The sequence below is a fragment of the Methylophaga sp. UBA3192 genome (genome assembly GCA_002363955.1).
In the GTDB taxonomy this organism is placed as follows: Bacteria; Pseudomonadota; Gammaproteobacteria; order Nitrosococcales; family Methylophagaceae; genus Methylophaga.
Genome location: DEXE01000008.1, coordinates 79456 through 92478 on the forward strand (window position 1 = coordinate 79456; position 13023 = coordinate 92478).

Below are 13023 nucleotides of genomic sequence, written 5' to 3' on the forward strand. Positions count from 1 at the left end.
CCAATACTATGCGTTTTTAAATAGGCATGTAAAATGCCTGTTTGTATAACAGTGTTTGGCAATAATGCCTGAAATTCTCAATATTATCCGTCAAACGGTGTTTTATGGATTTATAGAGCGTCATGTTGAGCTATTAAAAGACTGTTTATATAAAAATACGTTCCGTAATCAACCGGGAAGTAAACGTTTTATTCCTTCTCATCAGCAAACCGGTCCCCTGCAAACTATACGGCAACTTTCATTTGCACACCGTGATGTTGTGTTTATTGGGAGATTCAATCTGATTGTTACCCAGCATTGAAATAACGGTTATCACCGTTGTGTGATATTGCCGTTGGAGTCATTGAGGTGCGTACAGATCTTTACAGGATTTATGGTGAGTATTCTTAATTTATAGAGGCGATGAAAAATAAACAAGCCCTGGGGATAATGCTTTTACTCGGGAATTCTCTGGCCGGCGTTAGCCAGATAACGAGGATGATAGTTTGCGTCTTTCTCTGCGAGTAAATTTCTTTTGCATCCGCTTATTATGCAACGAGGCAGATAAGCGGTTTTTATTAACCAAAAACGTAAATCTGAATCAGCAATGAAGCTATCTAAGAGTCTGCAAAAAGAGCAGCAACGATTATTGTCAAACCATCCAAAATTAAGAGAGAAATTAAGTGCCAGCCTGGGTGCCTTTATGGCTATTTGGGTGCTGATGATGGCTATTAACCAGTTGCAGTTGACCACTGAAATGCAAGTGTTGGTTCTCGCTTCCATGGGAGCTTCAACATTTTTATTGTTTGTCGTTCCACACAGCCCAATGGCCCAGCCCTGGCCGTTAATGGCTGGACATTTAATTGCCGCTATTGTCGGTGTGAATTGTCATTACTGGATGACGGATCCCATTTTGGCAACAGCAACTGCAGTTGGCTTATCAGTATTTTTCATGCATCTGTTTCATGCACTGCATCCGCCTGCTGCGGCAACAGCGATGATCGCTGTAATCGCTTTCCCGGAACAAAATATAATTTTCTGGCATTTTGTCTATGCCATAGTGATTATTAATGCAGGAAGTCTGCTGATTTTATCGTTGCTGATCAATAATCTGCTGCCTGGACGCCAATATCCACAACGAGATAACCATCATAAACATCATGATCAATTTGTTCGTAAAACGGATAAGGCATTGCTATTAAAAGAAGAGGATTTTAATTGGGCACTTTCTCAAATTGAGGCCATCATAGATGTTTCGGAAACAGACTTGGTGGATTTATATGAGTTTGCTGCTGAACACGCAGAGCGACGAAATTTAAATCAAAAAAAATAAAAGATAACTCTATTCAGTTTGATTTAAGTTTTGATTTGTAAAGTGGGCACACCTTAATCGGAAAGGAGTACCAAAATGAAAACATTTAACAAAATGACACTAGCAACACTTCTGGCTTCAGCATTAACTTTCTCAACAGCAGCAGTCATGGCAGATGATGATGTCGCTACGATGCAGATGAAAGCTGAACAGTTCGGTTTGATCAGCATGGAAGAAGCCAAAAACATTGCTTTACAGGAAAAACCTGGCGTGGTTACCGATATTGAATTGGATGGTATTGATAACGGAAATGGCTGGGAGTACGAAGTTGAAGTTGTACAGGAAGATGGCACTGAATGGGATATCGATATTCATGCTAAAACTGGTGAACTTCGTAAAGTAGAACGTGATTGATAGGTAATTCTATCCTGGCGTAAAAAGCAGCGGCCCGTCTTTGACGGGCCGTTTTTTTATGTATAAATGCTAAAAAATAATTTTAATATTCAGTTTGATTTAATTTTACTTTTATATCGTTGCCTATCATAGATAATAAGAGGCGTGATATGAAAAAATTATTAATATTTTCTGTAGTTGGTACTGTATTAAGCTTTCCAGCTTTTGCAGATGATATTCATGAAATAAAAGCGAAAAGTGAACAACTGGGTCTTATCAGTGTTGATGAAGCAAAATCAATCGCTTTGGAGGCCAGGCCGGGCATCATTGATGATATTGATCTGGAAAACCGTTCATTTTTTGGTGGCTGGGATTATGAAATCGAAGTACTTGGTAAAGATGGTAAGGAGTGGGATGTTTATATTAATGCTGAGACTGGTGAAGTGAGAAAAGTCAGCAGAGATTGGGATTTATTCTGAATAAGCATTGGGAAACCCGCCTTATGGCGGGTTTTCTATACGATTAACGGTAACCTGACTTCCACTTTCAATCCGCCCATTGACGAGCGACTGAACAGCATTTCACCACTGTAACTTTCTACGATATCAGCGACAATTGCTAATCCAAGCCCGCTTCCGGCAACGGATTCGTCAGCTCTGTATCCGCGTTGGGCGAGTTGTGACAATTCGCCATCGTCACAGCCAGCACCATCATCCTCGACGACAAAACAGCAATAATGGTTTTGATAAACTTGGATATTGACTCTTTTGCGGCACCATTTACACGCATTATCCAGCAAATTACCCAGCATCTCGAGAAGGTCTTCCCGATCACCGATAAACAGCAGTCCGGGTTCAATTTCCCAATCAATGATTGGGGATTTATCGCGATAAAGTAATTGTAATGTGCGGCTTAATTCAGTGACTTCCTGTTCAAGTTCAACTTTTTGACCCGGCATAGGTGAACCTAATAATCGGGCGCGTTTCAATTCCCTTTCGATAATCTGTCCCATATCCTTGCTCACCTGATTTAATGAATTTTGTATTTCCGGTAAGTCTTTTAAAGTTTCACGTTCGGCCGTCTGGTTGAGTAACGATAACCGGGTTTTGAGAGCATGAGCCAGATTGCCCAGAGCAACACGTGAACGCTGCGTTTTTCGAGTCATTGTGTTGAGCAGGCGGTTCAGCTCTTCAATCATGGGCTGAATTTCTGCTGGGCCCTGCGCATCAATTTTTGCCGTTTCACCCTGGCGCAATCGGGAGAGTTGCTGCTGTATTTGCTGCAGAGGTTGTAAAGCTTTGCCGACAATTAACCATTGAATGAAGAGCAATAAAGCCAGACCAATCGCAGAGACCAGAGAATAAAGCATCTGAAACTGAAAGATATCTTCATCCAACGCACTGATATTTTGAGCAACCGTGATGGTGAGGCTGTGACCTTGCTTGTAATAACCACGTTGTAAGGTAAACAGGCGTTCATCATTGGGCCCATCGATAGATGACTGGGATTTTTGGCCACTTGGAAGTCGTTCGATATCTAATGACTCATCCCATAAAGACCGCGATTGCTTGCAGGATTGTTCTGTACAGACAACATAATAGTGGCCGGAAAATGGCCGTTGATACAAGCTGCTAAGTCGAAGGGAATTAAGTTCGAAAGTCCCGTCCGGACTGATTTCGATACTGGCCAATAACCCTTCACTCTCACTTTCCAGGCGCTCCAGTAACTGGGTTTCGGTAACACGTTCAATCACCAGTGTGATCAGGGCCCATTGCAGAAAAATCAATAGACTTAAGGTTAACGTCAGACCCAGAGACAGTCGGCGTTTAAGGGAAATCATGCAGAGCCGAAAATATAACCCTGCCCACGGCGGGTCTGAATTAAGTCAGTACCCACTTTATGACGCAGCCGATTAACATACACTTCGATGACATTACTGTCTTTATCGCTATCATATTCATATACGTGTTCGGTCAAACGACTTTTCGAGATAACCTGACCGGGATGCAGCATAAAGTAGCGTAATAAACGAAACTCGGTTCCAGTCAGGGTAAAAAGACTGCCATTACTCAATGTCACAGACTGTGCGTCTTCATCAAGCAGTAATCCAGCGACCTGTAATGGGCCACCACTGGTGCCTGAACTGCGTTTCAGTACCGCACTGATTCGCGCTAGCAACTCTTCTGTCTGAAATGGTTTGGCGACGTAATCGTCTGCGCCTGCTTTAAAGCCATGGACTTTTTCTTCCCAGCTGCCCCTGGCTGTCAGAATAACTACAGGTACATGGTTATTCCGGCTCCGCCAGTTTTGCAGTACTTCCATACCTGAGCGTTTGGGTAAACCGAGATCCAGAACAATTAAATCATAGGGCTCGATATCACCAAGTGCCTCTGCATCTATCCCGTCTACCGAAAGGTCGACAGCATAACCTGCATTGGAAAGCGCATTTTGCAGGGCTGGACCCATTTGCACGTCATCTTCAACCAGAAGCAATCGCATGTTTAGTCGTCCAGCTCAAGTTCGAGTAAGTCACCATTGGTTGCGTCAAATTCAAGTTCCCATACACGTCCCTGCTCATCAAGAATTTCAATTTCGTAGACCAGCATACCGTCATCCCGTTCAAGTTCGGTATCAATAACTTCACCTTTACGGTAAGCCTTGGCTTTTTCAATAATGGTTTCCAACGGCAGGATTTTTCCTGATTCACGTAACATTCGTGCTTCAGAATGGCTGACATCATCTGCCACGACGGGGCCAGAGATGAAGGCCGTCATCATCAATAAGCCGAGGCCTTGTAATATTGCATTCAATGGCTTTTTCATCGTCATTCCTAATCTAAAAATCAATATCACTTACAATTACACAGGATATTAACTGTCCAGGCTTAATTTAAGCTGAACTGACTTAAGATGGACAAAGCTTATCCTTGTTGAAAACGTTTAATCATATCGCTCATGTGATGTGATTGAGTCGAAAGACCATTGGCGGCGTTATCCGCTATCTCAGCACCATGTGTTACCTGAGCCGCGCTTTCATTCACCTGTACGATATTTCGGTTTATATCTTCACTGACACTGCTTTGCTGCTCAACAGCAGTAGCAATTTGCGTGTTCAGCTCATTCATACTGCTGACTTCATGGGCGATGGTTTCCAATGCCTGAATAGACGCTTTGACATGAAGTTCACTGGTTTCACTGGTTTGCTGGCTTTGTTCCATGACTTTTACAGCTTCTTTGACGGCGTTATTCAGCTCACCAATCAAGTTTTGAATCTGCTGAGTTGATAATTGCGTTTTACTGGCCAAGGAGCGAACTTCCTCAGCAACAACGGCAAATCCACGACCATGTTCTCCGGCACGGGCAGCTTCAATCGCAGCATTCAGCGCCAGCAAGTTTGTTTGATCGGCGATACTGGTAATGACATCAATGATCTGGCCAATGTTGCGGGTATCTTTATCCAGCTGAACAACAACATTTGAAATATTGCCAATGGCTGTACTGAGATCACTTAGCGAATTGACGGCTTTGGATGCACTGGAAACCCCGTTTTTGGAAAGTTCATCGGTTTCCCGAGCTTTGGTGGCCGCATAGGCCGCATTATTGGCGACCTCCTGAATGCTGGCAGTCATTTCAGTCATTGCGGTCGCAACCTCTTCCATTCGCATGGCTTGTTCACGAATAGCGGATTGAATTTCGGCAACAGAATGTGCACTGTTATCCGCTTCTGTTTCGATGCTGGCAGCAGAGTCGCGTATCCGACCCAGAGTCGTCCCCAGTCGTCCTTTCAAAAACTCTGTCGCCAGCAGTATCTGACCAACTTCGTCACAGCGGCCGGTATAAATTAATGCCATTAGCGGGTTATTGATTTCCTTCCGAGCATTTTCAGCCGCTTTCTTTAATGGTGAAAATGCCCAGGTGGCGAGCCCCAGAAAAACCAAAACAGCTATCACGGCGATAATAGCGGATTTGTAGGGGGGGATTTCTAACAGTGAGCTGGCAATCATCAGCGATATAAATAATGCCACTAACTGGGCGACTAAAAAACGGTATTTGAGATTCAGGCGAAATAGCCAGCTTCCATCAATTGCAGATTGGCCATTATTAATTCGTTGATAAACTCGTTCAGCTCTTTCAACCCGCTCCCGGCTGGGCTTGCTGCGAACAGATTCATATCCGGTAACTTCACCGTTATCAATCATTGGGCTGACATAACCGTCCACCCAGTAATGGTCACCATTTTTAACCCGATTTTTAATGATACCCATCCAATGATGATTGGATTTCATTGTCTTCCATAAGTCTTCGAACGCTACCGGAGGCATTTCGGGGTGGCGGATGACATTGTGGTTTTTATTCATTAATTCTTCAGCATCAAAGCCGCTGATTTTCTGGAAGGTGTCATTAAAGCTGGTAATAATGCCTTTCAGGCTGGTGGTTGAAATGATCTCTTCGCCTTCGGGGAAAGGCACTTCTTTATGAGTTATTGGAAGATTTTTTTTCATGATGCTGCCCCTTGATTTCTTATTTTTATCGATGGTATTTGTAAAAATCCTACCGATCTGGCTGAGAATAATTTGAGATACATATCGGCATATTCATCACAGACTTTAAGCCAACACTCGATAAATGATTAATTTGCATAATTTATATGAACAATACGCTTAATTGGCAGAAGCCTGAAGGATCAAAAAAACAGGAATTCCCTTATACAAATCATCAGATTTTTCAGCTATGGTAAGACTGTAAATCTGAAAGAATAGAGGAGAAATACCATCTATGACTGATTCAACATCAAAAGCAGCCCATGTTCATTTGAGTGAAGAACGGCAAAGTCAAACGAAAACGGTTTCTCCACCCACTATACTTCGGGATGCCGCTCATCTGGCGGGCGTCAGTTTTAATGGCGATCAGCCATGGGATATTCAGGTGTTTGATTCCAGAGTCTATCGCCGGATTTTGACTCATGGCTCATTAGGCTTTGGTGAAAGCTACATGGATAACATGTGGGAATGTCATGAACTGGATGAGTTGTTTCATCGATTATTAAAGGTTGATATCGAAAAGCATTTGGGGAGTGTCGCGAAATTCCGCCTGTATTTCGAAATCATCCGACAAAACCTGTTCAATCGCCAAACCAGTAAACGGGCTTATGAAGTAGGTAAAAAACACTACGATACCGGTAATGACATTTTCCAGGCAATGCTGGATCCGACAATGAGTTACTCTTGTGGCTATTGGGCGAACGCCGACACACTGGCCCAGGCGCAAATTGGCAAGTTGGATTTAATCTGTAGAAAACTGATGCTTCAACCCGGCGAACGGGTACTGGAAATTGGTTGTGGCTGGGGGAGCTTTGCTCAGTACGCTGCCCAGAATTATGGCGTGGAAGTCTATGGTATTACCATCTCCAAAGAGCAGCAAATACTGGCTCAAGAGCGTTGTGCTGGATTACCGGTAACAATCGAGTTAATGGATTACCGTGATCTTGAAGGCCAGTTTGACAAAATAGTATCCATTGGCATGTTTGAACATGTTGGGCCAAAAAACTATCCGGTTTATTTTGACAGTGCTATGAAGCTGTTAAAGCCTGAGGGTTTGTTTTTATTACATACCATCGGCATTCATGCCACCTCGTTGAAAGTTGATCCGTGGATTGACAAATATATCTTCCGTAATGGCAAATTACCTTCCGCCGAAGAACTGGCCTCAGTTATCAATGGACGTTTTGTCATAGAAGACTGGCACAATTTCGGCACGGATTACGATAAAACGCTTATGGCCTGGTGGGAAAATTTCGATAAAGCCTGGCCTGAATTATCAACCCATTATGACGAACGTTTTTATCGTATGTGGAAGTATTATTTGCATAGTTGTGCCGGTTTTTTCCGATCCAAGCAAGGGCAATTGTGGCAGCTGGTGCTAAGTAAACATGGCCGGGATGGGGAATATCGCTCTTTACGCTGAAAAGTTTAAAAATATATGAATCGGAACAAGCGATTAATTTAATAGAAATTATTTGTTTTACCAATGCTCCGGTTTAGCCTATAGTGATTTTAAAGCTCACGGAGATGAGTTTTTATCGCCTATTAAGGAGGCCGAGCATGGCAGACAAACAAAAACTCACCACAATCGGTGGTGCACCGGTTGTAGATAATCAGAACAGTATGACGGCAGGTCCTCGTGGTCCGTTGCTTATGCAGGATGTCTGGTTTCTGGAAAAAATGGCTCACTTTGATCGTGAAGTTATTCCAGAACGACGAATGCATGCCAAAGGTTCTGGAGCTTTTGGTACATTCACTGTTACTAACGATATTTCACACTATACCCGCGCTAAGATTTTCTCCGCAGTTGGAAAGAAAACCGAGCTATTTGCCCGTTTTTCAACCGTTGCCGGCGAGAGAGGAGCGGCGGATGCCGAACGTGATATCCGTGGTTTTGCCGTCAAGTTCTATACCGAAGAAGGTAACTGGGATATGGTCGGCAATAATACTCCGGTATTCTTTCTACGAGATCCATTGAAGTTTCCGGATCTGAATCATGCTGTTAAACGTGATCCCAGGACCAACATGCGTAGTGCCCAGAATAATTGGGATTTCTGGACTTTGCTTCCAGAAGCATTACATCAGGTCACGATTGTGATGAGTGATCGCGGCTTACCGAAAAGCTATCGACATATGCACGGCTTTGGCAGTCATACCTATAGTTTTATTAATGCCAATAACGAACGTTTCTGGGTGAAATTTCATTTTAAATGTTTGCAAGGAATTGAGAACCTGACCGACGAAGAAGCCGCAAAAGTAGTCGGTGACGATCGTGAAAGTCATCAGAAGGATCTGTTTGAAGCGATTGAGCGTACAGACTATCCACGCTGGGAACTGAAAGTCCAGGTTATGCCGGAGAAAGATGCGGATACTTACCATATCCATCCTTTTGATTTAACCAAGGTCTGGCCACATAAAGACTATCCATTGATTGATGTTGGTGTGATGGAGCTTAATCGTAACCCGGAAAACTATCATGCAGATGTTGAGCAATCAGCATTTAGCCCAGCAAATGTGGTGCCGGGAATCAGCTTTTCACCCGATAAAATGCTTCATGGACGGTTGTTTTCCTATGGTGATGCCCATAGATACAGATTAGGGGTGAATCATCATCAGATTCCGGTGAATGCTGCACGTTGTCCGGTAAACAGTTTTCATCGTGATGGCGCAATGCGTGTGGATGGAAACTATGGTGCAACCAAAGGTTACGAGCCTAACAGCTATGGTGACTGGCAGGAGCAACCGGATTTCAGTGAGCCGCCTTTAGCCATTAACGGTGCGGCAGATCACTGGAACTTTAGAGAAGATGATGATGACTACTATTCACAGCCCGGTAATCTGTTCCGTTTGATGACACCTGAAAAGCAGCAAGTATTGTTTGAGAATACGGCTCGGGCAATTGATGGGGCAGATATGGAAGTAAAAAAACGTCATATTCGCAATTGTCTGAAAGCTGATCCCGCTTATGGTAAGGGTGTTGCTGATGCCATCGGTATTTCGCTGAATGATTTGAACTAAACACAGATGGATTATGGTCGCCGTGTTTTACGGCCGACGTCGAATTTTATCAGGAGGTAAATGTATGAGTTCTATTGATATTGGAATTAATAAAAAAGACAGAGAAAAGGTAGCGGAAGGCCTGAAGAAGCTGCTTGCCGACACCTACACTTTGTACCTGCAGACCCACAACTTCCATTGGAACGTAACAGGGCCACGCTTTCGTGAACTGCATTTGATGTTTGAAGAGCATTACATTGAACTGGCAACCGCCGTTGATGATATTGCGGAACGAATCAGAACACTGGGGGTCTCAGCTCCTGGTACTTATAAAGCATTTGCTGAATTGAGTTCTATCAAAGAAAAAGACGGCGTGCCTGATGCGAAGGAAATGACAGAAATTCTGACGCATAACCACGAATTAGTGGTCAAAACCTGCCGTGAAGTCTTGAAACTGGCAGAAGCAGCAGATGATGAATCTTCATTGGCTCTGGTTTCAGACCGTATGCGAATTCATGAAAAGACGGCCTGGATGTTACGAGCGATGTCTCAATAATAAGTACTTCTCTCTCCCTCTTTTAAGACCGCCTTATGGCGGTCTTTTTTTGTCTGACATTTTTGCTATAAAATTTACGGAATGCTTTTTGATGTCAGCACAATCATCTTGTCTATCTGCATATCCTCCATGCTATAAGCAATGCCACCTGTGCCATGGCCCGAATGTTTCAAGCCTGAAAATGGCATCCAGTCAACACGGAATGCCGTGTGTTCATTAATCATCACCGCAGACGCATCCAGCCGCTCTGCGACATACATTGCATTATCAATATTCTGGCTGTAGACCGCAGCCTGGAAGGCAAAATCCAGACTATTGGCATCGGCGATAGCCTGATCAACTTCCTGATAAGGATAGATACAGACCACAGGCCCGAAAATTTCATTTTTCGATACTTTGACATCTGCTGGTGGATCAAACAGTACGGTTGTGGCATAACAGTTATTATCCAGCGCTTCACCTCCCGATAATAATTCTGCGCCTTGGTTAACCGCTTCCTGTACCCACTCGTGCACCCGGGACACCTCATTTTTACGAATGAGTGGACCAATTTCCGTTTGATCGGATAACGGATCACCAATCTGCATCTTATTGCCTGCGGCCGCTAATTTTTCGGCTAAATCACGGGCAATAGAGTGATGAGCAAAAATACGTTGTACTGAGACACATACCTGACCAGCATGATAGAAACTGCCTTTGGCCAGGCCAGGAATAGCCGCATCAAGGTCAGCTTTTTCATCGACAATCACCGGCGCAACGCCCCCATGCTCCAAGGCACAACGTGTTCCAGCCGCCAGTTTTGAACGTAAATACCAGCCCACTTTGGCACTGCCGATAAAACTCAAGAAGGCAACCCGGTTATCAGTGGCTAATTGTTCTGCCACCTGATGATTCTCTGTTAATAAAGCCTGACACCATTCTGCAGGCAAACCTGCCTGATGGAATATATCCACCAGACGGAAACAGGATAGTGGTGTGTTTTCAGCTGGCTTGACGATAACCGGGCATCCTGCGGCAATTGCGGGCCCCACCTGATGGGCAATCAGGTTTAACGGATGGTTAAAGGCGCTGATGGCAACGACTACACCTATCGGTTCTTTATGCAACATGGTTAAACGATGCTGTGAAGCCGCATTTATGCCCATGGGAACAGGATGAGACGTCTGATGGCGCAGTGTATCCATGCAATGTCGAATACTGTCGATACAGCGCACCATTTCAACTTTGGAGTCGATCAAGGGTTTGCCGCCTTCTTCAGCAGCACCTCTGGCCAGCGCATCTGCCTGCTGCTGCATTAATCCGAGGGATTTTTCCAGAATAGCCAGACGCTCAGGGACTGAAAGCCATTTGGTTCTGTCAGTGAATAAATTATGTGCTGTTTGCAGAGCCGTTTCGACGGCATCGCTGTCTGCGACATCAGCCGTGGCAATAAGCTGATCATTATAGGGGTTGGTCACATCAATCTGTGCCCATTGCCTGGTTTTTACTCCGGGTAAGCTCAGGGCGAAATGAGGTGCGGTAGACATAAAGCTTCCTTATAAAATACAGATTTTTTGTTTCAAACCTTCATTGAGAATTGAGTGATTGAGCGAATAATCGATGGCCACATCGATCAGGTGCACGCCGGGAGTGTTAATTGCTTCACGCAGCATCTTATCGAATTCAATATAGCTGGAGGGCCGATGACCAATGGCGCCATAACTGTCAGCATATTTAACAAAGTCAGGATTATTAAAATTTAAACCAAAGTCTTTAAACCCCATGCCCTGTTGTTTCCACTTGATCATGCCATAGGCATTATCGTTCAGAATTATCACAACCAGATCCAGCTTAAGACGAACCGCAGTTTCCATTTCCTGTGAATTCATCATAAAGCCGCCATCACCACAGACCGCAACGACTTTACGTTCCGGATGCAGTAATTTGGCTAGCATTGCTGTGGGTAATCCGGCGCCCATGGTGGCCAATGCGTTATCAAGTAAAAGTGTATTGTTCTCATAACATTGATAATTACGGGCAAACCAGATTTTATAAAGCCCGTTATCCAGCGCCAGAATATCTTTCTCGCCAAGCGCCGCACGAATTGTAGTCACAGCGCTTTGTGGCAATATCGGAAAGCGATCATCATCGCTATACAAACCAAGACGTTGCTGGACTTCTTGTTTGACGCGATAGAAATAAGAAAAATCCCAGTTAGACTGCGGTGACAAAGCATCTGATATACGGTTGATGGAAGTCGCGATGTCACCCACCACATCCAGTTGTGGAAAATAGACCGGATCGACTTCTGCAGGGAGAAAATTAATGTGAATCACCAGTGCACCACCGTCTTTCATGAAAAAAGGCGGTTTTTCCACTTCATCATGACCGACATTGATAATCAAATCAGCCCGATCTATTGCACAGTGCAGATAATCTGATTCAGATAATGCTGCTGTACCAAGATAACTGTCATGACGTTCGTCAATAACACCTTTACCCAGTTGTGTATTAAAAAACGGAATACCGGTTTTTTCGACAAAACGAGTCAGGGCTTTGCTTGCCCGTTTGCGATTTGCCCCGGCACCAATCAGTAACAATGGCATATTGGCTTTACGGATCATCTCCAATGCATCTTTAATCGCGGTGTTATCGGCATCAGGGCGACGAATATTTTCCAGTGCATAAATACGGTCCTGCACTTCTTCTGCAGCGATATCTTCTGGTAGTTCTATATGCACCGCACCAGGTCTTTCCTGTACTGCAATACGGCAGGCTTCACGAACCACAGCACCAATTGTGTTGCCATGCACCACCTGTTTGGTGAACTTGGTAATGGGTCGCATCATATTGACGATATCAACAATCTGAAATAATGCCTGTTTACTGGCCTTAATCGGTTTTTGTCCGGTGATGATCAGCATAGGCATACCACCTAACTGAGCATAGGCGGCGGGGGTAATCAGATTTGTCGCCCCTGGTCCCAGGGTCGATAAACAAACACCGGGCTTACCCGTCAACCTGCCATAGTTGGCAGCCATGAATCCTGCACCCTGTTCATGTCGGGTAATGATCAGTTTTATTGAAGAATGTTGCAGTGAATCAAGGAAATCGAGGTTTTCTTCACCGGGGATACCGAAAATGTATTCTACCCCTTCGTTTTCTAATGCTTTAACCATCAGATCAGATGTTTTCATGGAGGTCCTCTGAGTTGGCGTAAAAATCATCGCGCCTTTGCAAGAGCTTGTTATCTTTCAGCTTGCAACA

At 44.2% G+C, this 13023-nt stretch carries 13 protein-coding genes; 7 read left to right on the forward strand and 6 right to left on the reverse strand.

Translation table 11 applies throughout. From position 1 onward, the window contains the following. Positions 1-64 precede the first annotated feature (64 nt). From B2337_RS13600 to B2337_RS13615, 4 genes are all read left to right on the forward strand, one after another. Positions 65-301 (forward strand): hypothetical protein, encoded by a 237-nt coding sequence (locus B2337_RS13600; protein ID WP_292360919.1) that lies wholly within the window; start codon positions 65-67, stop codon positions 299-301. Between the two features lie 285 nt (positions 302-586). After that, on the forward strand, positions 587-1312 hold the full coding sequence (locus B2337_RS13605; RefSeq protein ID WP_292360917.1) for an HPP family protein: 726 nt from the start codon (positions 587-589) through the stop codon (positions 1310-1312). A gap of 75 nt (positions 1313-1387) precedes the next feature. Then, a complete protein-coding gene (locus B2337_RS13610; RefSeq protein ID WP_292360915.1) occupies positions 1388-1705 on the forward strand; it encodes a PepSY domain-containing protein in 318 nt (105 codons plus the stop codon). 149 nt (positions 1706-1854) lie between these two features. Next, positions 1855-2163, forward strand: coding sequence for a PepSY domain-containing protein (locus B2337_RS13615; protein WP_292360913.1), 309 nt, complete (start codon positions 1855-1857; stop codon positions 2161-2163). A gap of 35 nt (positions 2164-2198) precedes the next feature. Here B2337_RS13615 and B2337_RS13620 read toward each other — a convergent pair whose 3' ends face one another. The 4 genes from B2337_RS13620 to B2337_RS13635 all read right to left on the reverse strand — a co-directional run bounded on the left by B2337_RS13620 (position 2199) and on the right by B2337_RS13635 (position 6185). Beyond that, on the reverse strand, positions 2199-3524 hold the full coding sequence (locus B2337_RS13620) for a sensor histidine kinase (RefSeq protein ID WP_292360911.1): 1326 nt from the start codon (positions 3522-3524) through the stop codon (positions 2199-2201). Then, positions 3521-4183, reverse strand: coding sequence for a response regulator transcription factor (locus B2337_RS13625; protein WP_292360909.1), 663 nt, complete (start codon positions 4181-4183; stop codon positions 3521-3523). Before B2337_RS13625 ends, B2337_RS13620 begins: the two co-directional genes overlap by 4 nt. A gap of 2 nt (positions 4184-4185) precedes the next feature. Next, positions 4186-4506 carry a PepSY domain-containing protein gene (locus B2337_RS13630; RefSeq protein WP_292360907.1) on the reverse strand — a complete coding sequence of 107 codons (321 nt, stop codon included), beginning with the start codon at positions 4504-4506 and terminating at the stop codon, positions 4186-4188. A 98-nt stretch (positions 4507-4604) separates the two neighbouring features. Continuing rightward, positions 4605-6185 (reverse strand): methyl-accepting chemotaxis protein, encoded by a 1581-nt coding sequence (locus B2337_RS13635; RefSeq protein ID WP_292360905.1) that lies wholly within the window; start codon positions 6183-6185, stop codon positions 4605-4607. Between the two features lie 274 nt (positions 6186-6459). Here B2337_RS13635 and cfa point away from each other — a divergent pair, with 274 nt between their 5' ends. The 3 genes from cfa to B2337_RS13650 all read left to right on the forward strand — a co-directional run bounded on the left by cfa (position 6460) and on the right by B2337_RS13650 (position 9777). Further along, complete coding sequence (gene cfa, locus B2337_RS13640) at positions 6460-7647, forward strand: cyclopropane fatty acyl phospholipid synthase (RefSeq protein WP_292413853.1); 1188 nt, start codon at positions 6460-6462, stop codon at positions 7645-7647. A 137-nt stretch (positions 7648-7784) separates the two neighbouring features. Beyond that, positions 7785-9242, forward strand: coding sequence for a catalase (locus B2337_RS13645; protein ID WP_292360901.1), 1458 nt, complete (start codon positions 7785-7787; stop codon positions 9240-9242). 64 nt (positions 9243-9306) lie between these two features. After that, entirely contained in the window at positions 9307-9777 is a 471-nt protein-coding gene (locus tag B2337_RS13650; protein ID WP_292360899.1) for a Dps family protein, read from the forward strand. Between the two features lie 74 nt (positions 9778-9851). Here B2337_RS13650 and B2337_RS13655 read toward each other — a convergent pair whose 3' ends face one another. Further along, positions 9852-11303, reverse strand: a complete 1452-nt coding sequence (locus B2337_RS13655) for an aldehyde dehydrogenase family protein (RefSeq protein WP_292413854.1) — start codon at positions 11301-11303, stop codon at positions 9852-9854. 9 nt (positions 11304-11312) lie between these two features. After that, positions 11313-12953: an acetolactate synthase large subunit gene (locus B2337_RS13660; protein ID WP_292360895.1), complete on the reverse strand. Its 1641-nt coding sequence runs from the start codon at positions 12951-12953 to the stop codon at positions 11313-11315. Between the last annotated feature and the right edge of the window lie 70 nt (positions 12954-13023).